This is a genomic window from Pseudomonas sp. MPDS, from assembly GCF_013283895.1.
Classification (GTDB): Bacteria; Pseudomonadota; Gammaproteobacteria; order Pseudomonadales; family Pseudomonadaceae; genus Aquipseudomonas; species Aquipseudomonas rhizophila.
This window is the reverse complement of the sequence record NZ_CP054128.1, coordinates 4,086,000-4,111,325: the sequence shown is the minus strand read 5'-3', so window position 1 is coordinate 4,111,325 and position 25,326 is coordinate 4,086,000. Positions and strand designations below refer to the sequence as shown.

The following is a 25,326-nucleotide window of genomic DNA, read 5'->3' as shown; positions in this document are numbered from 1 at the left end:
TCCGGCGCTGGATCGCCCATGAACAGTTTCGCCAGACCCGACACCGAGCCGGCGGTGTGCTTCGGCCCGTTTAGCTTTTATCGCCAGCAGCGACTTGTCACGCGTGACGGCGAGCCCCTGGTATTGGGCGGTCGCGCCCTGGACATTCTTCAAGTGTTGCTGGAGAACGCCGGTCACTTCGTCAGCAAGCAAGCGCTTATCGCGCGCGTCTGGCCTGACAGCGTGGTGGAAGACATCAACCTGCGGGTGCACATCGCGGCGCTGCGGCGGGCTTTCGGTGACGCGGCGCAGGGGGCGCGCTACATCCTCAATCATCCCCGGCAGGGCTATTGCTTTGCCGCGCCCGTGGTCGTGGATGCTGACGTCGAGCAGCCGATCGAGCGCCACAACCTGCCCGCGCGCCTGAGCCCGGTGATCGGTCGCGACAAAGTGCTGGGCCGGTTGCTCAGCGAGGTGCCCCGTCAGCGCCTGACCACCGTGACCGGACCGGGTGGGGTCGGCAAGACCACCGTGGTGCTGCGGGTGGCCGAACTGTTGCTGGAACACTTTGACCACGGTGCCTGGTTTGTGGACCTGTCCGCCATCAGCGACCCGTCGCAGGTGACGAGGCAGGTTTCCCGCACCCTGGGCCTGGGACATGGCGCCTTGGGCCAGCAACTGAAATCCTGGCGGGTTTTGCTGGTGCTCGATGGCGGCGACCATCTGCTCGACGCCTGCCGGGACCTGGCCCGGGCGTTGGGCGTATCGGCCCCGCAGGTCTCGCTGTTGTTCAGCAGCCGCGAGCCCTTGAGTCTGACGGATGAGCGCGTCGTACAATTGCCGGGGCTGACAGTGGCCTCGCCCGGTGAGCCGGCGCACCAGATATTGGCGTGTCCGGCCGTGCAGTTGTTGATCGATCAGGTCGCTGCCCGGCAGCAGGGTTTCGAGCCCAATGACCGTGAGCTGGCGGTGATTGTCCAGATATGCCAACGCCTGGACGGGTTACCGCTGGCGCTGGAACTGGCGGCGGCCCAGGTGGGTGTGTTGGGCGTGGCGGGGGTCTTGGAACAGTTGGATTGTGGGCTGTCACTCTTGAACCATGGGCGCCGCACGGCTGTGGCGCGCCATCGAAGCCTGGAGGCCATGCTGGATTGGAGTTTCGAGCGTTTGAGTGACGATGAGCAAGCCGTGTTCCAGCGCCTGGCCGTTTTCGATGGGCCGTTTACGCTCAAGGCTGCGCTGGCCGTCATCAGTTGTGCCGAGCTGGAAGCAGGGCAACTGCCTGGTCTGCTGTCACGGCTGGCGAACCAATCGCTGGTCATGGTTGAGCAGTGCGTGGACGGGGTTCGGTTCCACTTGCTCCACACCACGCGCGCCTATGCCCTGGAAAAATTGCGGCGCAGTGGTCAGTGGGCTGTTTTCAGTCGGCGCCACGCGTTGCAAGAAGCTTGGGAGGTGCGTCGTTCAAGGCCCCAGCCGTCGGGCCAGTTTTTGCAGGAGCGCGCCAGCTTGCTGTAGGTCGGGGGTGTCGAACCCTTCGCTGAAACGACGATAGACCGGCCCGAGCAGATCCTGGGCGGCATGGTCCATGCCCCGGCGTTGCCACAGCCGGGCCAGGGACATGGCGCTGCGCAATTCCCAAGCCAAGGCATTTTGCCGCCGGGCCACCGTCAGGGCGCTCAGCAGTTGCTCTTCGGCGCAGCGCTCAAGGGCGGGGTCGTTTTGCGCCAGCAGGGCTTCGGCATCGGCCCGCAGGATCTCCGCCGAACACCAGCCTGCCGCACCGTTGCGGGCGCGTTCGACCTGTGCCTGGTTGACGCAATCGATGCGCAGGGTGACAACGATGTCCTGGATCAGTCCGGCGTTGGTCGAACTCGCTTCCAGGGTTTCGTCATCGAAAGCGCGGGCATAGAGGCTGGCCCAGTCATGGAACAGCATGACCGAATGTTTTTTCGCCTGGTGCTTCAACAGTTCGAGCCTTTCCCGGGCGCGTGAATGATCGCCGTTGTAGTGCGCAATCACACAACCGCTCAGCGCCAGGGTGTAGCAGATCGAGATGCCGTGGTTGATCTGCAAGGCAATCTGCAGCGCAAGATCGGCGGTGCGCCGGGCTTTTTCGGCAAAGCCTTGCAGCCAGAGAATGCGCGCCAGCACGGTCAGTGCCGCCACGCTCTGATCGTATTGCACGCCGAAGCCGTGGGAGAAACGGCTGAGGTGGCCGCTCTGGGCCAGGCGCTGGATCACTTGTTCGGCATCACGCCGGGCGGCCGTCTGGTCGCCGGTGAAATGCTGCGCCAGCACCCGCAGGCGTTGGGTGCTCAAGGACAGGGTCGGGTCGCCGTGCATGCCCAGTCGGTCGAAATCCAGGCTTTGCTCCAGCGCCTCTTGGTAGTTGCCGCAGCTGAGGTTGACGGTCATGAGCCCCGACACGGCTCGCAGCTCGCCAGCCAGGTCCTGGCATTGTTGCGCCAGGCCCCGGGCCGTGATGAAGGCTTCGACAGTGGCAGGCGTGCCGCCTTGGGTATGGTAATTGAAACTGGCATGGGCCAGTTCCAGGGCCAGGGTCAGTCGTGGGCACGGCACGGGGCTGTGGCGCAATAACGCCCGCGCCTTGCTCACGTAAAGCCCGTGCTCCCTGAGCAGCGACAACTCCTGCCAGAGGGGCAGGGTGCGGGCAGTCAGGCGGATCGCTACCGCGTGCGACCCCTGCGGGCCCAGCCCCCGGTCGAGCGCGGCACGGATGTCGTCGCGATAGAGGGCGTAGCGGGCGATCCACTGCCGCGTGGGGGTCGTTTCCCAGTCTTTTTCGGCATGCTCCATCAGCGTCAGGCAGCGCTCGGCGTGACGCTGGTGGCTGGCAGCCAGTTCCCCGGCTTCAGTCAGTTTTTCCAGGGCATAGCTGCGGGTCGTGTCCAGCAGGCGATAACGCACCTCTTCATCGCCGACCTCGACGTTGAGCAGCGATTTGGCGACCAGCTGGCTGACCGACATCAGCACCTGGTCCGGCGCGATATGTTGACCCACGATCACCGCTGCGGCCGACGCCAGATTGAAGCTGCCCATGAACACCGCCAGCCGTCGCAGGCAGGTTTGCTCGCAGTCGGTAAGCAGCGCAAAACTCCAGTCCAGCGTGGCCCGCAGGGTTTGCTGGCGTGGTGCGGCGACGTTGGTGTCGTTGTGGAGCAGGGCGACGCTGTCTTGCAGTTGCCGGTGAAGTGCCTCCAGTCCGAATACCCCGATCTGACCGGCGGCCAGTTCGATGGCCAGGGGGATACCGTCCAGCCGACGGCAGATGTCGACCACCAGCGGTATGTCCTGATCCGTCAGCTCGAAGCTGTCATGACTGGCCATTGCCCGTTCGGCGAACAACTGCAGCGCCGGGAACTCCAGGGCCGGATACCCCTTGATGGGCATCTCCCGGGGGGGGAACGCCAGGGAATCCAGATGCTGCACGTGCTCGCCTTCGGCCCGCAGACCTTCGCGGCTGGTGGCCAGGATGTGCAAGTGAGGCGCACCGCGCAGCAGGGTTTCACTGAGCTGGGCGATGGCATCGATCAGGTGCTCGCAGTTATCGATGACCAGCAGCAGGTGTCGCTCTTTGAGTCGCCGGGTGATGGCATCCAGCGGGTCGCCTTCATGCAGTGGCAGGTCCAGCAGCGCACACAGGTTTGGGGCAATCATGCACGGATCGTTGAGCGACGCCAGGTCCAGCAGGTAGGCACCGTCGCGGTAGTGACCGATCAACCGCTCAGCGACACGCAAGGCGACGGTGGTCTTGCCGATCCCGCCGGCCCCCACCAGGGTGATGAAACGTTTTCTCGGCAGCTGGGCCACCAGGTTTTCCACCAGGCCCTGGCGTCCGATCAGCCGGGTGCGGCGCGGCGGCAGGTTGTGGGCCAGGGAAGGGTGCGGGATGCGCGCCAGTTGCTCGACCGGCTCCAGGGACACCGGTGCGACGAAACTGTAACCGCGCTGCGCCACAGTGATGATGTAACGCTGCCCGGACTGGCCGTCTCCCAGGGCCTTGCGCAGCGCCGCCACGTGCACCCGCAGGTTGGTGTCTTCCACCACGCTCTTGGGCCAGACACGGGCCATCAGTTCGTGCTTGCTCACCACGTTTCCAGCGTGTTCGAGCAATACCAGCAGGATCTCCACTGCCCGGCGTCCCAGGCGCAACGGCTGCCCGGCCTCCAGCACCAGCCGCTGGCGAGGATGGACGCGGTAGGGGCCGAAATGCACCGTCTGTTCGACAGGCAGGTTGAGGTATTGGCTCATGTTGCTCTCAATGTTCTGATCCCGGTGCAGGGGCTTTTCCCGAGCATATTCCTCAGGTTTTGTTTCAAGCGCAACGGTGAAGGGCCTTCTCACTGGCAAACACACAACCCTCTGGTTGCTAGAACCTTGTGGCGAGGGGATTTATCCCCGCTGGGTCGCGAAGCGGCCCCAAAAGCCCAATCCCCCATGAATCTGACACACCCAGGTGTCAGTCTCGGGACTGCTTTGCAGTCCAGCGGGGATAAATCCCCTCGCCACAAAAAAGCCGTCTTCATCGCGGCTTAACACGCCGGTTCCAAAAAATTAACAACGTTTAACTCACGCAAATGCCCCCTCTGACCGGACCATTGAGCAATCCACCCACCTCAAGGAGTCACGTCATGAGCACCTTCATCACCCGCGACGGCACCGAGATTTACTACAAGGATTGGGGCAGTGGTCAACCAGTGGTCTTCAGCCACGGCTGGCCGTTGAACTCGGACAGTTGGGAGGCGCAGATGATGTTCCTGGCGTCCAACGGTTACCGCGTGATCGCCCATGACCGCCGCGGGCACGGGCGCTCCAGCCAGCCTTGGGACGGCAACGACATGGACACCTATGCCGATGACCTGGCCGAGCTGATCGAGCGGTTGGACCTCAAGGAAGCGGTGTTGCTGGGCTTCTCCACCGGCGGTGGCGAAGTCGCCCGCTACATGGGTCGTCATGGTGCCGCCCGCGTCGCCAAACTCGGGCTGATTTCGGCGGTGACCCCGTTGATGCTCAAGACCCCGGCCAACCCGGGTGGCTTGCCCGTGCAGGTGTTCGACGGTTTCCGCCAGGCCTCCCTGGCTGACCGATCTCAGCTATACAAAGATGTGGCCAGTTCGTTCTTCGGTGCCAATCGGCCGGGCGCCAAGGTCTCCCAGGGCATGATCGACTGGTTCTGGATGCAGGGCATGCTCGCCGGTCACAAGAACACCTACGACTGCATCAAGGCGTTCTCGGAGACGGATCTGTCCGAAGACCTGCGCAATATCGATGTGCCGACCCTGGTGGTGCATGGAGATGATGATCAGGTGGTCCCCATCGAAACCGCCGGTATCGCCGCCGCCAAGTTGCTCAAGAACTCGCAGTTGCTGATCTACCCCGGCGCGCCGCATGGCCTGACCGATACCCACAAGGACCGCCTGAACGCGGACCTGCTGGCGTTTATCCAGGGTTGACCAAGCCGCAAGCCTGTGGGAGCGAGCCTGCTCGCGAAAGCGGTGGGTCAGCTGGCACTTATGTCGACTGTGTTACCACATTCGCGAGCAGGCTCGCTCCCACAGGACCGGTATTCAACAGGAACAACACCCATGAACCGCAATGATTTACGCCGCCTCGACATGAACCTGCTGGTGATCTTCGAGGCGCTGATGTTCGAGAAGAACCTGACCCGTGTCGCCGAAAAGCTGTTCATGGGCCAGCCGGCGGTAAGCGCTGCACTGGGACGGCTGCGGGATCTGTTTGACGATCCGCTGCTGATCCGCAACGGTCGCGGCATGGAGCCGACGCCGCGGGCCCTGGCGATCCTGCAGGAACTGCAGCCGGCCATGGACACGATCTCGGGCGCGGTCAGCCGGGCCAAGGCTTTCGATCCCTCCACCAGTTGCGACGTATTCCGCATCGGTTTGTCCGACGATGCCGAATTCGGCCTGTTTCCACCCTTGCTCAGTCAACTGCGCGAAGAAGCACCCGGCATCATTGTGGTGGTGCGCCGGGCCAATTTTCTGCTGATGTCGTCGCTGCTGGCCAGTGGTGAAATCAGCGTCGGCGTGAGTTACACCACCGACCTGCCGGCCAATGCCAAGCGCAAGAAATTGCGCGACATTCCCTGCAAGGTCTTGCGCGGCGACCAGCGCCCTGGGCCGCTGACCCTGGACGAATACTGCGCGCGGCCCCATGCCATGGTTTCGTTTTCGGGCGACCTGAGCGGCAACATCGACCTGGACCTGGCCCGCATTGGTCGAACGCGCAAAGTGGTGTTGGCGGTGCCGCAGTTCAGCGGTCTGCGAGCCTTGCTGGCAGGCACCGAACTGATCGCCACCGTGCCTGACTACGCCGCCTGCGCGCTGGTGGAAGGCTGCGCGTTGCGCGCGGAGGATCCGCCGTTCCAGATCAATGCCGCCGAGTTGTCGATGGTTTGGAGCGGTGTGCATGACAACGATCCGGCCGAGCGCTGGCTGCGCTCGCGCATTGCCACCCACATGTCTCAAGCGTTACCGGCCGCCGCCTATGCGGATCTGGATGGAGTACAGCGATGAGCAATGTGCACGAACGTTCCCTGCAGGATCTGGGTTTGCTGTTTCTGCGCCTGAGCGGTGGGCTGTTTTTACTGTGGGTCCACGGTCTGCCCAAGCTGTTGCATTACAGCGTTGAGCTGACGCGCATCGAGGATCCGTTTCACCTGGGCGCCGCGCCCACCCTGATGCTGGCGATTTTCGCCGAAGTGCTTTGCCCCCTGTTGATCATGGCCGGGGTCCTCGTGCGTCTGGCGTGCGTGCCCATCCTGTTTCTGCTGGCCGTCGCACTTGTGGTGGTACACCCGCAGTGGACCCTGGAAGAAGGGCAGTTCGGCTGGCTGCTGCTGATTGTATTTACCAGCGTGTTGATTGCCGGGCCTGGGCGCCTGGCGATGAACACGCGTTTTGTTGGAGTGCTACGTCATGTCTGAACCTCAAACCGTTGAATCCACCAGCGGCCCTGCAAAACCCGGCTTCGACGAAATCGTCACCCTGGTGATCAAGCACCGGATCAAGTCCGGCCAGGACGCGGCTTATGAGGCCTGGTTGCGCCGCACCGTGCGGGTGGCTGGTCAGTGGCCTGGGCACTTGGGTGTGGATGTGGTGCGGGGCAAGCTGGGCGGGTTGTCGCTGTTTACCTGCGTGCTGCGTTTCTGCTCCACCGAGGCGATGCAACGCTGGCTGGATTCGCCCCAGCGCCGCGAGCTGGTGGAAGAGGCCGCGCCGCTGCTGGCTGATGGCGACCAGACCGAAGTCGCCCCCCACAAGGAGTTCTGGTTCGCCCCGCTGGCCGATGCCGCCATTCCTCCGCCACGCTGGAAACAGGCGGTGGTGACGCTGTTGGTCATCCTGCCCCACACCTTGCTGGTACCGCTGATCTGGGGGCCTGTGCTGCAACTTCACGCATTTCTTTCCAACTACGTAGTCGCCACATTCCTGATCACCCTGACCATCGTGCTGTCGGTGGTGTACGTGTGCATGCCGCTGGCCACCCGCCTGTTCGCGCCGTGGCTAGAAGCCTCTCAAACCCACGAACACCTGGAGCCCTAAGCAGCGCCGAGCTGTTGTGACAAACACTGTTGTGGCGAGGGGATTTTGTGGCGAGGGGATTTATCCCCGCTGGCTGCGGAGCAGCCCCCTTCTAAATGCCACCACCGATTGATTCACCTGCACATTTTTCGCCAAAGGAAGTCCGATGAACGCCGATCTGATTCTATTCAATGGCCAGTTCCATACCGTCGACCGTGAGAAGCCCCGCGCCAGTGCGGTCGCCATCAGCCAGGGGCGCTTCGTCGCGGTAGGGACCGACGCCGAGGCCATGGCCCTGCGCGGCAGCGGCACCCAGGTTATCGATCTCAAGGGCCGCACCGTCATTCCCGGGCTCAACGACTCGCACTTGCACCTGATCCGTGGTGGCCTGAACTACAACCTGGAACTGCGCTGGGAAGGCGTGCCGTCCCTGGCCGATGCCTTGCGCATGCTCAAGGACCAGGCCGATCGCACGCCGACGCCGCAATGGGTGCGGGTGGTGGGCGGCTGGAACGAATTCCAGTTTGCCGAAAAACGCATGCCGACTCTGGAAGAACTCAACCAGGCAGCCCCGGACACCCCGGTATTCGTCTTGCACCTGTATGACCGTGCCTTGCTCAACCGCGCGGCGCTACGAGTGGCTGGCTACACCCGCGATACGCCAAACCCGCCGGGCGGCGAGATCGTGCGCGACAGCAAGGGCGAACCCACCGGCATGCTGGTGGCGCGGCCCAACGCAATGATCCTTTACTCGACTTTGGCCAAGGGGCCGAAGCTGCCTTTGGAGTATCAGGTCAACTCCACGCGCCAGTTCATGCGTGAACTCAATCGCCTGGGCCTGACCAGCGCCATCGATGCCGGCGGCGGCTTCCAGAATTACCCGGATGATTACGCGGTGATCGAGCAGTTGGCACGCGAGCAGCAGTTGACGGTGCGCATCGCCTACAACCTGTTCACCCAGAAACCCAAGGAAGAACTCACCGACTTCAAGAACTGGACCGGCAGCGTCAAGTTGCACCAGGGCGATGACTTCCTGCGGCACAACGGCGCCGGTGAGATGTTGGTGTTTTCGGCAGCGGATTTTGAAGACTTCCTCGAACCGCGTCCGGACCTGCCACCGGGCATGGAGCAAGATCTGGAGCCGGTGGTTCGGCACCTGGTGGAGCAACGCTGGCCGTTCCGCCTGCATGCCACCTATGACGAATCCATCAGCCGCATGCTCGATGTGTTCGAGAAGGTCAACCGCGACATTCCGTTCAACGGCCTGCCGTGGTTCTTCGACCACGCCGAGACCATCACACCGAAGAACATCGAACGCGTGCGAGCGCTGGGCGGCGGTATCGCGATCCAGGACCGCATGGCCTTCCAGGGTGAATATTTCGTCGACCGCTACGGTGCCAAGGCCGCCGAGGCCACGCCACCGATCAAGCGCATGCTGGCCGAAGGCGTGCCGGTGGGGGCTGGTACCGACGCTACTCGGGTGTCGAGCTACAACCCCTGGACCTCGCTGTACTGGATGGTCAGCGGCCGCACCGTCGGTGGCCTCTCGTTGCACGAAGAAGGCCTGCCGCGCCTGACGGCGCTGGAACTGTTCACCCATGGCAGCGCCTGGTTCTCCTCGGAGCAGGGCAAGAAAGGCCAGATCAAGGTCGGCCAACTGGCGGACCTGGCGGCACTGAGCGCGGATTTCTTCAGCGTCGAGGAAGAGGCCATCAAGTGGATCGAGTCGGTGCTGACAGTGGTCGACGGCAAGGTGGTGTACGGCGCCGGCGACTTCGAAAAACTCGGCCCCGCCAGCGTGCCGGTACTCCCGGACTGGTCGCCGGTGGTCAAGGTGCCCGGCCACTGGCGTCCGACTTCACCGTTGCAGGCGCAAGTCCACCAGTGCAGCGGCCCGTGCACGGTGCACGCCCATAGCCATGAACGGGCGCGGCTGTCGAACGTTCCAGTCAGCGATTTTCAGGGCTTCTGGGGCGCGTTTGGCTGCTCCTGCTTTGCCTTTTGACTGACACACCGATTCTCCCACATTGTTTTTCAATACATCCATCCAAAGGAGTCATCCCATGAGCAACGTTCCTGCTTACGCTTACAATCGCCTGAACAAGGACGACGCAGTCGTTCTGCTGGTCGATCACCAGACGGGTCTGATTTCCCTGGTCCAGGACTTCTCGCCCAACGAGTTCAAGAACAACGTGCTGGCCCTGGCTGACCTGGCGAAATTCTTCGGGCTGCCAACCATCCTGACCACCAGCTTCGAAGACGGCCCTAACGGTCCGATCGTGCCAGAGCTCAAGGAAATGTTCCCGGACGCGCCGTACATTCCGCGCCCAGGCCAGATCAACGCCTGGGACAATGAAGACTTCGTCAAGGCGATCAAGGCCACCGGCCGCAAGCAACTGATCATCGCTGGCGTGGTAACCGACGTCTGCGTGGCATTCCCGACGCTGTCGGCATTGGCCGAAGGTTTCGAAGTGTTTGTCGTCACCGACGCTTCGGGTACGTTCAACGAAACCGTGCAACAGGCGGCCTGGGTGCGCATGACGGCTGCCGGCGCGCAGATGATGAACTGGTTCTCGGTGGCCTGTGAGTTGCACCGCGACTGGCGCAACGACATCGAAGGCCTGGGCAATCTGCTGTCCCAGCGTATCCCCAACTACCGCAACCTGATGAACAGCTATTCGGCGCTGACCGCCAAGTAAGCTGAGTGGTTGCTGCTGGATGACGCCCGCCTTGTGCGGGCGTTTTTGTGCATGGCATCCACTTTTAGGCAAGCTGATCGGCCGTCATCGCGAGCAGGCTCGCTCCCACATTTATTCAGGGTGACCACAAGATCCTTGTGGGAGCAAAGCTTGCTCGCGATGACGGCTACACCTTCACCCTCTATGCAACCTGTCTCACCCTATCCACAATACCCACCAGAACATCCTGACTGTCCACCCTGGAATGACAATGAACCCCTTCGAAGAAATGCGCATTTTTGCCCAGGTCATGGAGTCGGGCAGTTTCACCGCGGCGGCGGAAAAGCTCGGGCTGTCCAAGCAGTTCGTCAGCCGCAAGCTCATGGAGCTGGAGCAACGACTGGGCGTGCGTTTGCTCAATCGCTCGACACGACGGCTGGATGTGACACCGCTGGGCCAGCGCTATTACGAAGCAGCGCTGCGCCTGCTCAGTGAAGTCGAACAGGTGGAGCAGGGCATCAGCGGCCAGACCAGCGAGCCTCGCGGCACCATTCGTCTTAGCGCACCACTTTCGTTCGCGGTCGCGCACCTGGGCAGCCTGTTACCGCTGTTCTTGCAGCGCCACCAAGAGGTGAGTGTCGAAGTGGATTTGAGTGATCGCTCGGTTGACCTGCTGGGGGAAGGCTACGACATCGCGCTGCGCATTGGCGTGCTGGAGGATTCGACGTTGATCGCCCGGCGTATCGCGACCATCGAGCGAGTGTACTGCGCCAGCCCCGCCTACCTGGCGCAACGCGGCACGCCCGAACGGCCCGAAGACCTACGCAATCACGATTGCCTGCCCTATGGGCATAGCCGTCAGGTGCAATGGCGGTTCGGTGGACGCAGCAAACCGCTGACCCTGGAGGTCGCCGGACGCATGCGTGCCAATAACGGCGATTTACTCAGGGACGCGGCTATCGCGGGCATGGGCATCACGTATCTGCCGACGTTCATTGTCGGAGAGGCATTGAAGGACGGTCGATTGATCAAGGTGCTCGAAGGCTTCGAGACAGAGGCCTTGGCGCTGTCGGCGGTCTATCCGCAACATCGGCAAAGTTCGCGCCCGGTGCAGGCGCTGTTGGAGTTCTTGCGAGAACAGATGCAGTGAGCTGCCCGGCTGCGTTCAGCCGTGGCAAACGGCTGAACGCATCGGCAGCGCCTGATCAAGCGGCCAGGCTGGAGCTGCTCATTTCTTTTTTGTACTGCGCCTTCATGGCTTCCATCTGCTCGCCCAACGACTCCAGCGTCGCTTTGCCCAGCAGCTTTTTGGCTTGAGGGAACATCTCGGTTTCCTCTTCTTCGATATGGTGCTCAAGCAACTCTTTGACCACTTTCACCCGGCCGGCAAATTCTGGGGTGGACGGGTCGGTGTTCTTCAGGTCCGGCAGCACCAGCGAGTCGACGGTGCGGTGCTCTTCCTTGGCCTCGTAGTACATCTCGGCCTGCTCCTTGCCGCCGGCCTGCTTGTAGGCCGGATAGAGAATCTCTTCTTCCAGTCGGGTATGAATGGAGATTTCCATTTCCAGCTTCGCCAACAGGTCGGTGCGTTTCTTGATGCCCCGGCTGGTTGATTCGCTCAGCTGGGCAAGGATGGCCTTGACGCGTTCATGGTCGGCTTTCAACAGGTCGATGGCGTTCATATGTAGCTCCTGGCAATTCACGGATGCGGGCCGGCTTCAAGCGCCAACGCCGCGTTACAGGGAAATTGCATCAGTCGTGCCAGCCAATGATTTATATAAACTCGTTTTAAAACAGCAGGTTATATCGGCCTGTTTTTTGCGGGTCGTGCAGCCTGCATGAGGGCATGGAAAAATGCATTGCACTTTGCGCTGCCCCCTCCGCTAGACGATCAGTTGCCGCACCCGCCCGGCGAGCGCCAAGCAGGAGGTCAGCCCTGGCGATTCGATCCCGAACAGATTGATCAGCCCCGGGACCTGATGCTCGGCGGGGCTGCTGATGAGGAAGTCCCGGGCCGGCTCGTCGGGGCCGGAAATTTTCGGGCGGATGCCGCTATAGCCCGGTTGCAGGCTTTGGTCCGGCAAGCCCGGCCAATAATTGCGAATCGCCGGGTAGAAAACTTCGGCGCGGGCCGGGTCCACGCGGTAGTCCTCGCGCTCGAGCCACTCGGTGTCCGGACCGAATCGGGCCTGGCCCGCCAGGTCCAGGGTCATGTGAATGCCCAAGCCGGCAGCTTCCGGAGCGGGGTAGATCAGATGTCGAAAAGGCGCGCGTCCAGTCAGGCTGAAGTAGTTGCCCTTGCACAGATAATCGCGGGGCACCGAGTGCGGCGCCAAGCCTTCGATACGGCGGGCGAGGGCGGGCGCCTGGAGGCCGGCGGCGTTGATCAGTCGGCGGCAGGACACGCTCATCTGCGCCGTACCACCCAGCTCCAGCATGAAACCTCCGGTGATGGTCCGTGCCCTCAGCAAGGGCGTGTGAAATACGATGTCGGCACCGGCCGCTTCGGCATCCCCCTGCAAGGCCAGCATCAGTGCGTGCGCGTCGACGATACCGGTGGAAGGCGAATACAGCGCGGCCACGCACGCCAGAGCGGGCTCCAGCTCCAGCGCCTGCTGCTGATCGAGCAGACGCAGGTCGTCGACACCGTTCTTCAATCCTCGCTCAAGCAAGGCCTTGAGACCCTCCACCTGAAACTGATCCTTGGCAACGATCAATTTGCCAAGCCTGTGGGTCGCGACCCCATGACTCGCGCAATACGCGTACAACCGCTGGCGACCCTCGACGCATAGTTGCGCCTTGAGGCTTCCCGGAGGGTAATAAATGCCGGCATGGATGACTTCGGAATTGCGCGAGCTGGTGCCCATGCCAATGGCTTCGCCGGCTTCGATCAACAGGACGTCGTGACCGGCCTGGGCCAGTTCCCGAGCCACGGCGAGCCCGACCACGCCAGCGCCCACCACCACGCAATCGATGTCCATGCCCAAAGCCTTTCCCTCTTGGAGTCGTATGTTCAAGCGCCTCAGGATAGCCCGAGGTAGGCGACTTCTACAGCCCAAAAAAATGCCCGTATCAAGCGATACGGGCATTTTTTGATGCTACAGCGTTCGGGTGATCAACCCGTCAGGCCGGCCTGCTGAACCAGGGTCAGCAACGGCTGCGGGTACACACCGAGGAAGAACGCCAGTACGGCGATAGCCAGCAGCATCACGCCGCCTGCCTTCTGTTCCCAGTGCAACTCGGCATCGTGGCGACGCAGGTTCGGTTCCATCAGGTACAGGGTGACCATCACGCGCAGGTAGTAGAACACGCCGATGGCACTGCCCAGCACCAGGGAGCCGACCAGCCACCATTGGTGAGCCTCGACGCCGGTGGCAATGATGTAGAACTTGCCGATGAAGCCTGCGGTCAGCGGGATGCCGGCCAGGGACAGCATCATCACAGTCAGCACGGCGGTCAGGTACGGACGGCGCCAGAACAGGCCGCGGTATTCGTACAGAGCGTCGGCGTCACGGCCGTTGTACGGCGAGGACATCAGGGTGATCACGCCGAACGCGCCGAGGCTGGTGATCACGTAGGTGACCAGGTACACGCCGATGGCTTCCACCGCCAGGCCCTTGCTGGCGATCAGCGCGATCAGCAGGTAACCGAAGTGGGCGATGGACGAGTAACCCAGCAGACGCTTGAGGTTGCTCTGGGTCAGCGCCAGCAGGTTACCGAACAGAATCGACGCGATGGCAATGATGGTCAGCACGTCACTCAGCACACCGCTGCTGGCCACTGGCGAGATCTGGAACAACCGCACCATCACCGCGAACACTGCGACTTTCGACGCGGTGGCCAGGAACGCCGCCACCGGCGCCGGGGCGCCTTCGTAGACGTCCGGGGTCCAGAGGTGGAAAGGCACCAGCGACAGCTTGAACGCCAGGCCGATCAGCATCATGCCCAGGCCCAGTTGCGCGATCGGGCTAGGCAGGCCGGTGGCCGCCAGGGCCTGACCGATGCCGACGAAGCTCAGGGTGCCGGCTTCGGCGTAGAGCAGGGCCATGCCGAACAACAGGAACGCGGAACCGGCGGCCGACAGCACCATGTATTTGATGCCCGCTTCCAGGGAGCGCTTGTTGAAGAAGGCATAGGCCACCAGACCGTAGACCGGCACCGACAGCAGCTCCAGACCGATGAACAGGCTGGCCAGGTGCTGCGCGCTGACCAGGACCAGGCCACCGGCGGCGGCCATCAGGATCAGCAGGTACAGTTCTTCACGGTTGCCCGGGTAACCCGTACCGCCATCGCCGAGGTAGGCGTGGGCGAGGGTGACGCAGGCGAGGGTGGCGACCAGGATCAGCGCCATGTACAGGCAGGCGAAGCTGTCGATCTGCAACAGCGGGGTGACCGCCAGCGGCGCGACTTTCAGGGCCGGCAGAATCGACAGTAGGGCCAGGTTCAGCCCCGCCACCGACAGCAGGAAGGTCTGTGAGTGATTGCGCCGCCAGGCGATCGCCAGCATCACCACGATGATCGTGGCGCTGGTGATCAACAGCGGCGCAAGCGCGATAAAGTGTTGAATCGTGAATTCCATAGCGCTCTTACCGGGCCGAAGCGAGTTGAGAGAAGGCGGTGCCGAGCCACTGCTGCACGCCATGCATCGTGGCGGCAGAGGTGTCGAGGAACGGTTGCGGGTAGACGCCGAGGTAAACCAGCAGCACCGCAAGGCCGAGCACCATGATCAGTTCGCGACCGTCCATGCCGCGCAGCACTTCATCCGACTTGGTCGGGCCGAAGTAGGCGCGGTGGATCATGATCAGCGAGTAGACCGAACCGAACACCAGGCCAGAGGTGGCGATGGCGGTGATCCACGGAGCGCTGACGAACGAGCCGATCAGGATCAGGAACTCGCCGACGAAGTTACCGGTGCCCGGCAGGCCCAGGGACGCCGCGGCGAAGAACAGACTGATGGCCGGCAGGTAAGCGATGCGCGACCAGATACCGCCCATCTCACGCATGTCCCGAGTGTGCAGACGCTCGTACAACTGGCCGCTGAGGATAAACAGTGCCGCAGCCGACAGGCCGTGGGCCAGCATCTGGATCACCGCGCCTTGCAGGGCCAACTGGCTGCCGGAGTAGATCCCGATCAGCACAAAGCCCATGTGCGAAACACTGGAGAAGGCGATCAGGCGCTTGATGTCGGTCTGGGCGAACGCCAGGAACGCACCGTAGAAAATCCCGATCAGACCCAGGGTCATGGCAATCGGCGCGAACTCGGCCGAGGCATTGGGGAACAGCGGCAGGGCGAAGCGCAGCAGGCCGTAGGCGGCGGTTTTGAGCAGGATACCGGCCAGGTCCACGGAACCTGCGGTCGGCGCCTGGGCGTGGGCGTCCGGCAGCCAGGAGTGGAACGGCACCACCGGCAGCTTCACCGCGAAGGCGATGAAGAAGCCCAGCATCAGCACGTACTCGGTGGTGCGCGACATCTGCACTTTCAACAGGTCGGCGTAGTTGAAGGTAATCACGCCGGTGTTGTTGAAGTTGACCAGCACCAGGCCAAGGATCGCCACCAGCATGATCAGGCCGGAAGCCTGGGTGAAGATGAAGAACTTGGTCGCCGCGTAGATCCGGGTTTTCTTGCCGTCCGAAGAACTGTGACCCCAGAGCGCGATGAGGAAGTACATCGGCACCAGCATCATTTCCCAGAAGAAGAAGAACATGAACAGGTCCAGCGCCAGGAACACGCCGACGACACCGCCCAGGATCCACATCAGGTTCAGGTGGAAGAAACCGACGTGACGCTGGATCTCTTTCCAGGAGCACAGGACCGAGAGGATACCCAGCAGGCCGGTCAGCAGGATCATCAGCAGCGACAGGCCGTCGAGAGCCAGATGCACGCTGATACCGAAGCGTTCGATCCAGATGTGCTTGAACTCAAGCGCCCAGGTTGGATCGGCGCCAGGGGCCGGAGCAAATGAATAGTCGCCGGTCGCCCAGAGCCAGAGGCCGAGTGCGAGTTCCAGGGACATGGTCAGCAGCGCAATCCAGCGCGGGAGGGTGGAGCTTGAACGCTCCGCCATCCAGCACAGCAGGCCGCCGATGAAGGGGATCAGGATTAGCCAGGGCAGAATCATGACGGGCTCGTTTCCTTTCGCAAGTTCGCAAGGTTCATATCAGACCGCTACCAGCACGATGGCGCCGATAACCAGCACGGCGCCAGCCGCCATGGAAGCCGCATACCAACGCAGTTGACCGGTCTCGGTACGGCTCAGGGCAGTGTGGCCGCCCTTGGCCATGCGCGGGATCAGGCCAATGGTCTGGTCGAGCGGGTCTTTGCGCAGAATGTGGCTGATCGCAAGGTATGGCTTGACGAACAGTTTGTCGTAGATCCAGTCGAAGCCCCAGGCAGCGAACCACCAGGCCGAAAGGAATCGCCCGATGCCGCTGTTGGCGATCGCCGTGACGAAGCGACGCTTGCCCAGGAACAGCAGGGCGGCCAGCAGGATACCGGCCAGGGCAATGGCGCCCGAAGCGATTTCCAGGCTGTGCTTGGCGTCGCCGCCGGCATGGCCGACGCTTTGCGGCAGGACATCGGCCAGCGGTGGCGTGATCAGGGCGCCGACGAAGGTCGACAGCACGATCAGCACCGACAGTGGCAGCCAGTGGGCAATGCCGTGGCCAGCGTGGGCTTCGGTCTTGGCTTCACCGTGGAACGCGATGAAGATCAGGCGGAAGGTGTACAGCGAGGTCATGAACGCACCCACCAGGCCGGCATAGAGCAGACCCTGGTTGCCGCTGGCGAACGCTTCCCAGAGGATCTCGTCCTTGGAGTAGAAACCGGCGGTGACCAGTGGCAGGGCCGCCAGGGCCGCGCCGCCGACGATGAAGCTGGCGTAGGCCAGTGGCAGTTTCTTCCACAGGCCGCCCATCTTGAAGATGTTCTGCTCGTGGTGGCAGGCAACGATCACCGCACCGGAAGCAAGGAACAGCAGCGCCTTGAAGAAGGCGTGGGTCATCAGGTGGAAGATCGCGCCTTCCCAGGCGCCGACGCCCAGGGCCAGGAACATGTAGCCGATCTGGCTCATGGTCGAGTAGGCGAGGATACGCTTGATGTCGGTCTGGACCAGGGCTGCGAAACCGGCCAGCACCAATGTCACGCCACCGACGATGCCGACCAGGTGCAGGATGTCTGGCGCCAGGGCGAACAGGCCGTTGGTACGGGCGATCAAGTAGACACCGGCGGTCACCATGGTTGCGGCGTGGATCAGTGCCGAAACCGGGGTAGGACCAGCCATCGCATCCGCCAGCCAGGTCTGCAACGGCAGTTGCGCGGATTTACCGACAGCGCCGCCCAGCAGCATCAGGGTCGCCAGGACGATCCAGAAGTCGCCGGCCTGGAAGTGCTGCGGAGCACGTACCAGCAGCTCCTGGATGTTCAGGGTGCCCAGTTGCTGGAACAGGATGAACAGGCCGATGGCCATGAACACGTCGCCGATCCGGGTCACGATGAACGCCTTGAGCGCCGCGTTACCGTTGTTGCGGTTGCTGTAGTAGAAACCGATCAACAGGTACGAGCACAGGCCCACGCCTTCCCAGCCGAAGTACAGGAACAGCAGGTTATCGCCGAGCACCAGGAACAGCATGCTGGCGATGAACAGGTTGGTGTAGGCGAAGAAGCGCGAGTAACCGGCTTCGCCGCGCATGTACCAGGAGGCGAACAGGTGGATCAGGAAACCCACGCCGACCACCACGCCCAGCATGGTCACCGACAGGCCATCCAGGTACAGGGCGAAGTTCGGCGTGAAGCCTTCCACCGCCATCCACTGCCACAGCACCTGCACGTACGCGCCACCTTCAGGCGGGGCGACGTTGAACTGCCAGATCACGTAGGCCGTGACGATGGCAGACAGGCCGATGGACCCCACGCCAACCAGCGCCGAAAGGTTTTCCGACCAGCGTCCACGAGAGAACGACAGCAGCAGGAAACCGATGAGGGGAAATACGAAAGTCAGAAAGAGTAGGTTCATCCGCGCATCTCGCTGGCAGCGTCGATATCGAGAGTGTGGAAGCGGCGATACAGCTGCAACAGAATCGCCAGGCCGATACTGGCCTCAGCGGCTGCCAGGCTGATCACCAGGATGAACATGACTTGTCCATCCGGCTGCGCCCAGCGAGCGCCCGCGACGATGAAGGCCAGGGCGGAGGCATTCATCATGACCTCCAGGCTCATCAGCACGAACAGAATGTTGCGGCGGACCATCAGGCCGACCAGACCGAGGCAGAACAGGATGCCGGCAACCGCCAGACCATGCTCGAGAGGGATAGCAGGCATGTGATTACTCCTTCGCCTCGTTACGGCCCAAATGGAACGCCGTGACGGCTGCGGCAAGCAGCAGCATCGAGGCGAGTTCGACCACCAGCAGGTACGGACCGAACAGGCTGATGCCCACGGCCTTGGCGTCTACGGTGGTGTGGCCGATGGCCTGGCCGCTCTGGTGAGCGAACAGTACATACAGCAGTTCACCCAGCAGCAGCGCGGCGAGAATCACCGGCCCCGCCCAGATGCCCGGCTTGAGCCAGGAACGTTCTTGCTGCACCGAGGCCGGGCCCAGGTTCAGCATCATCACCACGAACACGAACAGCACCATGATGGCGCCGGCGTAGGCGATCACTTCCAGCGCACCGGCAAACGGCGCACCGAGGCTGAAGAAGGTCATGGCCACGGCGATCAGCGAGATGATCAGGTAGAGCAGGGCGTGCACAGGGTTGGTGTTGGTGACCACTCGAAGCGTGGAGACCACCGCGATACCCGATGCGAAATAGAAAGCGAATTCCATCTTTCTTCCTTAAGGCAGCAAGCTCTTCACGTTGATCGGTTCGGCTTCATTTTGCGCGGCGCCTTTTGGCTTACCGGCAATGGCCATACCTGCAACACGATAGAAGTTGTAATCAGGGTTTTTACCGGGACCGGAAATCAGCAGATCTTCTTTCTCGTACACCAGGTCCTGACGTTTGAACTCGGCCATTTCGAAATCCGGCGTGAGCTGGATCGCGGTGGTCGGGCACGCTTCCTCGCAGAGGCCGCAGAAAATGCAGCGCGAGAAGTTGATACGGAAGAAGTCCGGGTACCAGCGACCGTCTTCGGTTTCGGCTTTCTGCAACGAGATGCAGCCCACCGGGCACGCCACGGCGCACAGGTTGCAGGCCACGCAGCGTTCTTCGCCGTCGGGATCGCGGGTCAGGACGATGCGGCCGCGATAACGCGGCGGCAGGTAGACCGCTTCTTCAGGGTATTGCAGGGTGTCGCGCTTGCGAAAGCCATGGCCGAAGATCATGACCAGGCTTCGCAGTTGGGTACCGGTACCCTTAACGATGTCGCCAATATATTTGAACATGGGTCAAATCCTCACTGAACCGCGGCCGCAGGCGTGTTCATCAACACGATCGCAGCGGTCACCAGCAAATTGATCAGGGTCAGCGGCAGGCAGAATTTCCAGCTGAAGTCCATCACCTGGTCGTAGCGCGGGCGCGGGATCGAGGCGCGCAGCAGGACGAACAGCATGATGAAGAACGCGGTCTTCAGGGCGAACCAGACGAAGGACAGTTGCGGCAGGATGCCGAACGGACCGTGCCAGCCACCGAAGAACAACGTCACCAGCAGTGCCGAGATCAGGATGATGCCGATGTATTCACCGACGAAAAACATGCCCCATTTCATGCCGGCATATTCGATGTGATAGCCGTCGGCCAGTTCCTGTTCCGCTTCCGGTTGGTCGAAGGGGTGACGGTGAGTCACGGCCACGCCGGCCACGAAGAAGGTACAGAAACCGAAGAACTGCGGAATGATGAACCACAGGTTCTGGGCCTGGTACTCGACGATGTCGCGCATGTTGAACGAGCCGGCCTGGACCACCACGCCCATGAGCGCCAGGCCCATGAACACTTCGTAGGACACGGTCTGGGCCGAGGCCCGCAGGCTGCCCAGCAGGGCGAACTTGTTGTTGCTCGACCAGCCGGCGAACAGCACCGCGTACACCGACAGACCCGCCATGGCGAAGAAGAACAGCAGGCCGATGTTCAGGTCCGCCACGCCCCAGGTCGGGGTGATCGGGATGATCGCGAAGGCGATCAGCAAGGCGCTCATGGCCACGACCGGTGCCAGGGTGAAGATCACCTTGTCGGCAAACGGCGGCGTCCAGTCTTCCTTGAAGAACATCTTGATCATGTCGGCGGCGATCTGGAACATGCCGAACGGGCCGACGCGGTTCGGACCGTAGCGGTCCTGCCACCAGCCCAGCAGGCGACGTTCGACGAAACTCAGCAGCGCACCGCAGACCACCACGGCCAGCAGAATCACGATGGCCTTGAGAACCGTCAGGATCACGTCGATCACTTCAGGGGTAAACCAGCTCATTGCGCTGCCTCCTGCAGACCGTCGACGGTTTTGCCGAATATCGCCGGTGGAATACCCGCCAGGCCAGCTGGCAGGGCCACCAGGCCGGCGCCCAGTTCTTCATTGATGCGCAGCGGCAGACGCAAGGTCTGGCCCGCGACGTTCAGGCTCAGCAGGGCACCGTCGTTGACGCCCAGGCGATCGGCTTCGGACTTGGCCAGCGACACGTAGGCGGCCGGGATGCGTTCCTGGACCGGAGCGGCTTTGGAAGAGTTCTCTTCACTGCCGAACAGGTGATGGAACGGTACGACCTGCCAGGTGCCCGGTGCCGGGTTGAAGGCGCGCGGCACGCTGGCGAACCAGCTCAGGCCATCGCCCTGGCTTTCGATCAGGCGAGTGCCCGGGTCACCGGCACGCAGGTGACCGCCGACTTCGTCCTGGAACTTGTTCCAGGCTTGCGGCGAGTTCCAGCCCGGCGACCAGGCGAACGGCACTTGCGAGCGCGGTTCGGCGGAGCCCGAGTAACCTTCCATGGAGAACGAGAACGCAGTGTCGTTGTCCTGGGAGGTCCGTGGTTCGTGGACGCTGATGTCGGCGCGCATCGCGGTGCGACCGGAGTAGCGCAGCGGTTCGCGGGCCAGCTTCAGGCCCTTGATGCGGAACGCGGCCGATGGCGCGGCATCGACGATGCGAGCCAGTTGCGGGCTGCTCGAAGCGACGGCGGCGGTGACATGGTCCAGTTGCGTCCAGTCGATCGGCTGGTTCAGCAAGGTGGCGCGCAGGGCATGCAGCCAGCGCCAGCCTTCATGGACCAGGATGCTGGCGTCCAGGTAAGTCGGGTCGAACACCTGGAAGAAGCGCTGGGCGCGACCTTCCTGGCTGACCAGCGTACCGTCGCCTTCAGCGAAGCTCGCCGCCGGCAGCACCAGGTGGGCGCGGTCGGTGGTGGCGGTTTTCTGGTGGTCGGCAACGATCAGCACTTTCGCGGCATTCAGGGCAGCGTCCACCCGGGCCTTGTCGGTGCGGGTGTACAGGTCGTTTTCCAGCACCACGATGGCGTCGGCGCTGCCGTCGATCACCGCTTGCAGGGCCGCGTCCAGCGACTCGCCACCGAGCATGGCCAGGCCGAGGCTGTTGGCTTCCGGCACGATCAGGCTGATGGAACCGTTCTTCTCGCGCAGCTTCAGCGCCTTGGCGATGTTGGCGGCGGCTTCGATCAGTGCCTTGGAACCCAACGAGGTGCCGGCGATGATCAGTGGGCGTTTGGCCGCGAGCAGGGCGTCGGCGATACGCTGGGCCAGCGCGGCCGCTTCACTGTCCAAACCTTCGACGGCCGGGGCACTGGCGTCCAGGGCGTGGGCCACGGCAAAACCGATGCGCGCCAGGTCATCCGGTGCTGCGTGGACGCATTCTTCGGCGACGTCGTCGAGCTTGGTTTCAGCCAGGCTGGCAATGAACAGCGGGTTCAGCGCGTGCTGGCCGATGTTCTTCACGGCGGCATCGAGCCATGGCTGTACGCGCATGGCGTCGGCCATGTCTTCAGCCTTGCCCTTGACCGACTGGCGCAGGGCCAGGGCCATGCGCGCGGCGGTCTGGGTCAGGTCTTCACCCAGGACGAACACCGCATCGTGGTCTTCGATGTCACGCATCGTCGGCACGGGCAGCGGGCTGTCCTTGAGCACTTGCAGGACCAGGCGGATGCGTTCCAGCTCACCGGCTTCGATGCCACTGTAGAAGTGCTCGGCGCCGACCAGTTCACGCAGGGCGTAGTTGCTTTCCAGGCTGGCACGTGGCGAACCGATACCGACGATGTTGCGCCCGCGCAGCAGTTCGGCGGCCTTGTCCAGCGCTTCGTCCAGGCTCAGCTTGGCGCCGTTGGCGAGCAATGGCTGGCGCGGACGATCCTTGCGGTTGACGTAGCCATAGCCGAAACGGCCACGGTCGCACAGGAAGTACTGGTTCACCGAACCGTTGAAGCGGTTCTCGATGCGACGCAGTTCGCCGTAGCGTTCGCCCGGGGATATGTTGCAACCGCTGGAGCAGCCATGGCAGATGCTCGGCGAAAACTGCATGTCCCACTTGCGGTTGTAGCGCTCGGAGTGAGTCTTGTCGGTGAACACACCGGTCGGGCAGACCTCGGTGAGGTTGCCGGAGAACTCGCTTTCCAGGGTGCCGTCTTCAACGCGACCGAAGTACACGTTGTCGTGGGCGCCGAACACGCCCAGGTCGGTGCCGCCGGCATAGTCCTTGTAGAAACGCACGCAGCGGTAGCAGGCGATGCAGCGGTTCATCTCGTGGGAGATGAACGGGCCCAGTTGCTGGTTCTGGTGGGTGCGCTTGGTGAAGCGATAACGGCGCTCGTTGTGGCCGGTCATCACCGTCATGTCTTGCAGGTGGCAGTGGCCGCCTTCCTCACAGACCGGGCAGTCGTGAGGGTGGTTGGTCATCAGCCATTCGACGACGCTGGCGCGAAACACTTTCGCTTCTTCGTCGTCGATGGAGATCCAGCTGCCGTCGGTGGCGGGGGTCATGCAGGACATGACGATCCGACCACGCTTGTCGTTTTCGTCGGTGTACTGCTTGACCGCGCATTGGCGACAGGCGCCTACGCTGCCAAGGGCGGGGTGCCAGCAGAAATAAGGGATGTCGAGGCCCAGGGACAGACATGCCTGTAACAGGTTGTCTGCGCCATCGACTTCGAGCTCTTTGCCGTCTACGTGGATAGTGGCCATGGTTCAAAGTTCTTCGTTGGCCCGGTGTCAGCGGGCGTGGCTAATGGAATCTTGTTATTCGTCCGAATCCAAACAGCCTTTCAAAGGCGTCATCGGACGAAAGGCGAAGGGCACGGACCCTTCGCCTTTTAAAGCGTCGTTACGCGCCGACCATGGTCGGCGTGACCACCTGATTGAGATCGCCTGCGCGCGTTGGCGCGATGCCGGCCTCGAATTCAGAGCGGAAGTATTTGATCGCGCTGCCCAACGGCTCCACGGCACCCGGTGCATGAGCACAGAAGGTCTTGCCCGGGCCGAGGAAACCCACCAGACCCAGCAGGGTCTCGATGTCGCCGGCCTGGCCTTCGCCGTTTTCAATGGCGCGCAGCAGCTTGACGCTCCACGGCAGGCCATCGCGGCAAGGGGTGCAGAAACCGCACGATTCACGGGAGAAGAATTCTTCCATGTTGCGCAGCAGGGAAACCATGTTGACGCTGTCGTCCACCGCCATGGCCAGGCCGGTACCCATACGGGTGCCCACTTTGGCGATGCCGCCGGCGTACATCTGTGCGTCCAGGTGTTCCGGCAACAGGAAACCGGTGCCAGCGCCGCCGGGCTGCCAGCACTTGAGCTTGTAACCGTCGCGCATGCCGCCGGCGTAGTCTTCGAACAGCTCGCGGCCGGTTACGCCGAATGGCAGTTCCCACAGGCCAGGGTTCTTGACCTTGCCGGAGAAGCCCATGAGCTTGGTGCCCATGTCTTCGCTGCCGTCGCGGGCCAGGGATTTGTACCAGTCGACGCCGTCGGCAATGATCGCCGGCACGTTGCACAGGGTCTCGACGTTGTTCACGCAGGTCGGCTTGCCCCACACGCCGACGGCGGCAGGGAAGGGCGGCTTGGAGCGCGGGTTGGCGCGGCGGCCTTCCAGGGAGTTGATCAGTGCGGTTTCTTCACCGCAGATGTAGCGCCCGGCACCGGTGTGGACGAACAGCTCGAAATCAAAGCCCGAACCCAGGATGTTCTTGCCCAAGAGGCCAGCGGCCTTGGCTTCTTCCACGGCACGGTTCAGGTGCTTGGCGGCGGTGGTGTATTCGCCGCGCAGGAAGATGTAGCCACGGTAGGTTTTCAACGCACGGGCACTGATCAGCATGCCTTCGATCAGCAGATGGGGCAGTTGCTCCATCAGCATGCGGTCTTTCCAGGTGTTGGGCTCCATTTCATCCGCGTTGCACAGCAGGTAGCGGATGTTGATGGACTCGTCCTTGGGCATCAGGCCCCACTTCACGCCAGTGGGGAAGCCGGCACCGCCGCGACCCTTGAGGCCGGAGTCTTTGACGGTCTGGACGATGTCGTCCTGGGCCATGTCGGTGAATGCCTTGCGCGCGGCGGCGTAGCCATTCTTGGCCTGGTATTCGTCCAGCCACACCGCTTCGCCGTCGTCACGCAGACGCCAGGTCAGGGGATGGGTTTCGGCCGAACGCTGGATGCGGTTGGCGGGCCCGAAGGAAGTCAGGGTCATACGTAGCCCTCCAGCAGTTTGGCGACGCCGTCAGGCTGGACGTCACCGAAGGTGTCGTCGTCGATCATCAGCGCCGGGGCCTTGTCGCAGTTGCCCAGGCAGCACACCGGCAGCAGGGTGAAGCGCCCGTCTGCGGTGGTCTGGCCCAGGCCGATGCCCAGCTTGTTCTGGATCTCGCCGACCACGGACTCGTGGCCGCCGATGTAGCAGACCATGCTGTCGCAGACGCGAATGATGTGGCGACCCACTGGCTGGCGGAAGATCTGGCTATAGAAGGTGGCAACACCTTCGACGTCGCTGGCCGGGATGCCGAGGATCTCGCCGATGGCGTAGAGCGCGCCGTCAGGCACCCAGCCACGCTCCTTCTGAACGATCTTCAGGGCTTCGATCGACGCCGCGCGCGGGTCTTCGTAGTGATGCAGCTCGTGCTCGATGGCCGAGCGCTCGGTTTCGCTGAGGGCGAAACGGTCTGTCTGGATAAGCGTGCTATTCATGC

General features: G+C 62.7%; 21 protein-coding genes. 8 read left to right on the top strand and 13 right to left on the bottom strand.

Features of this window, described 5'->3' with window-relative positions; translation table 11 throughout:
- The first annotated feature begins 18 nt into the window (after positions 1 to 18).
- Positions 19 to 1,497 (top strand): ATP-binding protein, encoded by a 1,479-nt coding sequence (locus HQ912_RS18080; protein ID WP_076385494.1) that lies wholly within the window; start codon positions 19 to 21, stop codon positions 1,495 to 1,497.
- Here HQ912_RS18080 and HQ912_RS18075 read toward each other — a convergent pair.
- The gene (locus HQ912_RS18075; protein ID WP_173407114.1) at positions 1,444 to 4,254 is read right to left on the bottom strand and encodes an ATP-binding protein; all 2,811 of its coding nucleotides are present in this window, start codon (positions 4,252 to 4,254) and stop codon (positions 1,444 to 1,446) included. The genes HQ912_RS18080 and HQ912_RS18075 overlap by 54 nt on opposite strands.
- 380 nt (positions 4,255 to 4,634) lie before the next feature.
- Here HQ912_RS18075 and HQ912_RS18070 point away from each other — a divergent pair, with 380 nt between their 5' ends.
- The 7 genes from HQ912_RS18070 (at position 4,635) to HQ912_RS18040 (ending at position 11,372) form a co-directional block, all read left to right on the top strand.
- Positions 4,635 to 5,456, top strand: coding sequence for an alpha/beta fold hydrolase (locus HQ912_RS18070; protein ID WP_047229364.1), 822 nt, complete (start codon positions 4,635 to 4,637; stop codon positions 5,454 to 5,456).
- 132 nt (positions 5,457 to 5,588) lie between these two features.
- Positions 5,589 to 6,536, top strand: a complete 948-nt coding sequence (locus HQ912_RS18065; protein ID WP_173407113.1) for a LysR family transcriptional regulator — start codon at positions 5,589 to 5,591, stop codon at positions 6,534 to 6,536.
- Positions 6,533 to 6,946: a DoxX family protein gene (locus tag HQ912_RS18060; RefSeq protein WP_139050656.1), complete on the top strand. Its 414-nt coding sequence runs from the start codon at positions 6,533 to 6,535 to the stop codon at positions 6,944 to 6,946. The genes HQ912_RS18065 and HQ912_RS18060 overlap by 4 nt, the downstream gene beginning before the upstream one ends.
- Positions 6,939 to 7,565 (top strand): antibiotic biosynthesis monooxygenase, encoded by a 627-nt coding sequence (locus tag HQ912_RS18055; protein WP_047229367.1) that lies wholly within the window; start codon positions 6,939 to 6,941, stop codon positions 7,563 to 7,565. The genes HQ912_RS18060 and HQ912_RS18055 overlap by 8 nt, the downstream gene beginning before the upstream one ends.
- A 145-nt stretch (positions 7,566 to 7,710) precedes the next feature.
- The gene (locus tag HQ912_RS18050; protein ID WP_047229368.1) at positions 7,711 to 9,549 is read left to right on the top strand and encodes an amidohydrolase; all 1,839 of its coding nucleotides are present in this window, start codon (positions 7,711 to 7,713) and stop codon (positions 9,547 to 9,549) included.
- 58 nt (positions 9,550 to 9,607) lie between these two features.
- On the top strand, positions 9,608 to 10,243 hold the full coding sequence (gene ycaC, locus HQ912_RS18045; RefSeq protein WP_076385491.1) for an isochorismate family cysteine hydrolase YcaC: 636 nt from the start codon (positions 9,608 to 9,610) through the stop codon (positions 10,241 to 10,243).
- A gap of 250 nt (positions 10,244 to 10,493) precedes the next feature.
- The gene (locus tag HQ912_RS18040; RefSeq protein ID WP_047227745.1) at positions 10,494 to 11,372 is read left to right on the top strand and encodes a LysR family transcriptional regulator; all 879 of its coding nucleotides are present in this window, start codon (positions 10,494 to 10,496) and stop codon (positions 11,370 to 11,372) included.
- A gap of 55 nt (positions 11,373 to 11,427) precedes the next feature.
- Here the strand turns inward: HQ912_RS18040 and HQ912_RS18035 are convergent, their stop codons facing one another.
- From HQ912_RS18035 to nuoE, 12 genes are all read right to left on the bottom strand, one after another.
- Positions 11,428 to 11,904 carry a hemerythrin domain-containing protein gene (locus tag HQ912_RS18035; RefSeq protein WP_047227744.1) on the bottom strand — a complete coding sequence of 159 codons (477 nt, stop codon included), beginning with the start codon at positions 11,902 to 11,904 and terminating at the stop codon, positions 11,428 to 11,430.
- A gap of 201 nt (positions 11,905 to 12,105) precedes the next feature.
- Positions 12,106 to 13,209 carry an NAD(P)/FAD-dependent oxidoreductase gene (locus HQ912_RS18030; RefSeq protein WP_047227743.1) on the bottom strand — a complete coding sequence of 368 codons (1,104 nt, stop codon included), beginning with the start codon at positions 13,207 to 13,209 and terminating at the stop codon, positions 12,106 to 12,108.
- A 128-nt stretch (positions 13,210 to 13,337) separates the two neighbouring features.
- Positions 13,338 to 14,801, bottom strand: coding sequence for an NADH-quinone oxidoreductase subunit NuoN (gene nuoN / locus HQ912_RS18025; RefSeq protein ID WP_047227742.1), 1,464 nt, complete (start codon positions 14,799 to 14,801; stop codon positions 13,338 to 13,340).
- 7 nt (positions 14,802 to 14,808) lie between these two features.
- Positions 14,809 to 16,341 carry an NADH-quinone oxidoreductase subunit M gene (nuoM, locus tag HQ912_RS18020; RefSeq protein WP_047227741.1) on the bottom strand — a complete coding sequence of 511 codons (1,533 nt, stop codon included), beginning with the start codon at positions 16,339 to 16,341 and terminating at the stop codon, positions 14,809 to 14,811.
- A 39-nt stretch (positions 16,342 to 16,380) separates the two neighbouring features.
- Positions 16,381 to 18,234 carry an NADH-quinone oxidoreductase subunit L gene (gene nuoL / locus HQ912_RS18015; protein WP_173407112.1) on the bottom strand — a complete coding sequence of 618 codons (1,854 nt, stop codon included), beginning with the start codon at positions 18,232 to 18,234 and terminating at the stop codon, positions 16,381 to 16,383.
- Complete coding sequence (gene nuoK / locus HQ912_RS18010) at positions 18,231 to 18,539, bottom strand: NADH-quinone oxidoreductase subunit NuoK (protein WP_044463936.1); 309 nt, start codon at positions 18,537 to 18,539, stop codon at positions 18,231 to 18,233. Before nuoK ends, nuoL begins: the two co-directional genes overlap by 4 nt.
- Before the next feature lie 4 nt (positions 18,540 to 18,543).
- Positions 18,544 to 19,044, bottom strand: coding sequence for an NADH-quinone oxidoreductase subunit J (gene nuoJ, locus HQ912_RS18005; protein ID WP_047227739.1), 501 nt, complete (start codon positions 19,042 to 19,044; stop codon positions 18,544 to 18,546).
- Between the two features lie 9 nt (positions 19,045 to 19,053).
- On the bottom strand, positions 19,054 to 19,602 hold the full coding sequence (gene nuoI / locus HQ912_RS18000; protein WP_047227738.1) for an NADH-quinone oxidoreductase subunit NuoI: 549 nt from the start codon (positions 19,600 to 19,602) through the stop codon (positions 19,054 to 19,056).
- An 11-nt stretch (positions 19,603 to 19,613) separates the two neighbouring features.
- Positions 19,614 to 20,621 carry an NADH-quinone oxidoreductase subunit NuoH gene (gene nuoH / locus HQ912_RS17995; RefSeq protein WP_047227737.1) on the bottom strand — a complete coding sequence of 336 codons (1,008 nt, stop codon included), beginning with the start codon at positions 20,619 to 20,621 and terminating at the stop codon, positions 19,614 to 19,616.
- The gene (gene nuoG, locus HQ912_RS17990) at positions 20,618 to 23,332 is read right to left on the bottom strand and encodes an NADH-quinone oxidoreductase subunit NuoG (protein WP_047227736.1); all 2,715 of its coding nucleotides are present in this window, start codon (positions 23,330 to 23,332) and stop codon (positions 20,618 to 20,620) included. Before nuoG ends, nuoH begins: the two co-directional genes overlap by 4 nt.
- Before the next feature lie 139 nt (positions 23,333 to 23,471).
- Positions 23,472 to 24,830, bottom strand: a complete 1,359-nt coding sequence (gene nuoF / locus HQ912_RS17985) for an NADH-quinone oxidoreductase subunit NuoF (RefSeq protein WP_076385483.1) — start codon at positions 24,828 to 24,830, stop codon at positions 23,472 to 23,474.
- Complete coding sequence (gene nuoE / locus HQ912_RS17980) at positions 24,827 to 25,324, bottom strand: NADH-quinone oxidoreductase subunit NuoE (protein WP_003203372.1); 498 nt, start codon at positions 25,322 to 25,324, stop codon at positions 24,827 to 24,829. The genes nuoF and nuoE overlap by 4 nt, the downstream gene beginning before the upstream one ends.
- Positions 25,325 to 25,326 lie beyond the last annotated feature (2 nt).

Coding starts and splice junctions, on each gene's coding strand:
- HQ912_RS18080 (WP_076385494.1), top strand. CDS start 19: ATGAACAGTTTCGCCAGACCCGACACCGAGCCGGCGGTGTGCTTCGGC.
- nuoE (WP_003203372.1), bottom strand. CDS start 25,324: ATGAATAGCACGCTTATCCAGACAGACCGTTTCGCCCTCAGCGAAACC.
- nuoH (WP_047227737.1), bottom strand. CDS start 20,621: ATGAGCTGGTTTACCCCTGAAGTGATCGACGTGATCCTGACGGTTCTC.
- nuoF (WP_076385483.1), bottom strand. CDS start 24,830: ATGACCCTGACTTCCTTCGGGCCCGCCAACCGCATCCAGCGTTCGGCC.
- nuoI (WP_047227738.1), bottom strand. CDS start 19,602: ATGTTCAAATATATTGGCGACATCGTTAAGGGTACCGGTACCCAACTG.
- HQ912_RS18035 (WP_047227744.1), bottom strand. CDS start 11,904: ATGAACGCCATCGACCTGTTGAAAGCCGACCATGAACGCGTCAAGGCC.
- nuoJ (WP_047227739.1), bottom strand. CDS start 19,044: ATGGAATTCGCTTTCTATTTCGCATCGGGTATCGCGGTGGTCTCCACG.
- HQ912_RS18040 (WP_047227745.1), top strand. CDS start 10,494: ATGAACCCCTTCGAAGAAATGCGCATTTTTGCCCAGGTCATGGAGTCG.
- nuoK (WP_044463936.1), bottom strand. CDS start 18,539: ATGCCTGCTATCCCTCTCGAGCATGGTCTGGCGGTTGCCGGCATCCTG.
- nuoG (WP_047227736.1), bottom strand. CDS start 23,332: ATGGCCACTATCCACGTAGACGGCAAAGAGCTCGAAGTCGATGGCGCA.
- ycaC (WP_076385491.1), top strand. CDS start 9,608: ATGAGCAACGTTCCTGCTTACGCTTACAATCGCCTGAACAAGGACGAC.
- HQ912_RS18070 (WP_047229364.1), top strand. CDS start 4,635: ATGAGCACCTTCATCACCCGCGACGGCACCGAGATTTACTACAAGGAT.
- nuoL (WP_173407112.1), bottom strand. CDS start 18,234: ATGAACCTACTCTTTCTGACTTTCGTATTTCCCCTCATCGGTTTCCTG.
- HQ912_RS18075 (WP_173407114.1), bottom strand. CDS start 4,254: ATGAGCCAATACCTCAACCTGCCTGTCGAACAGACGGTGCATTTCGGC.
- nuoN (WP_047227742.1), bottom strand. CDS start 14,801: ATGGAATTCACGATTCAACACTTTATCGCGCTTGCGCCGCTGTTGATC.
- HQ912_RS18050 (WP_047229368.1), top strand. CDS start 7,711: ATGAACGCCGATCTGATTCTATTCAATGGCCAGTTCCATACCGTCGAC.
- nuoM (WP_047227741.1), bottom strand. CDS start 16,341: ATGATTCTGCCCTGGCTAATCCTGATCCCCTTCATCGGCGGCCTGCTG.
- HQ912_RS18055 (WP_047229367.1), top strand. CDS start 6,939: ATGTCTGAACCTCAAACCGTTGAATCCACCAGCGGCCCTGCAAAACCC.
- HQ912_RS18065 (WP_173407113.1), top strand. CDS start 5,589: ATGAACCGCAATGATTTACGCCGCCTCGACATGAACCTGCTGGTGATC.
- HQ912_RS18060 (WP_139050656.1), top strand. CDS start 6,533: ATGAGCAATGTGCACGAACGTTCCCTGCAGGATCTGGGTTTGCTGTTT.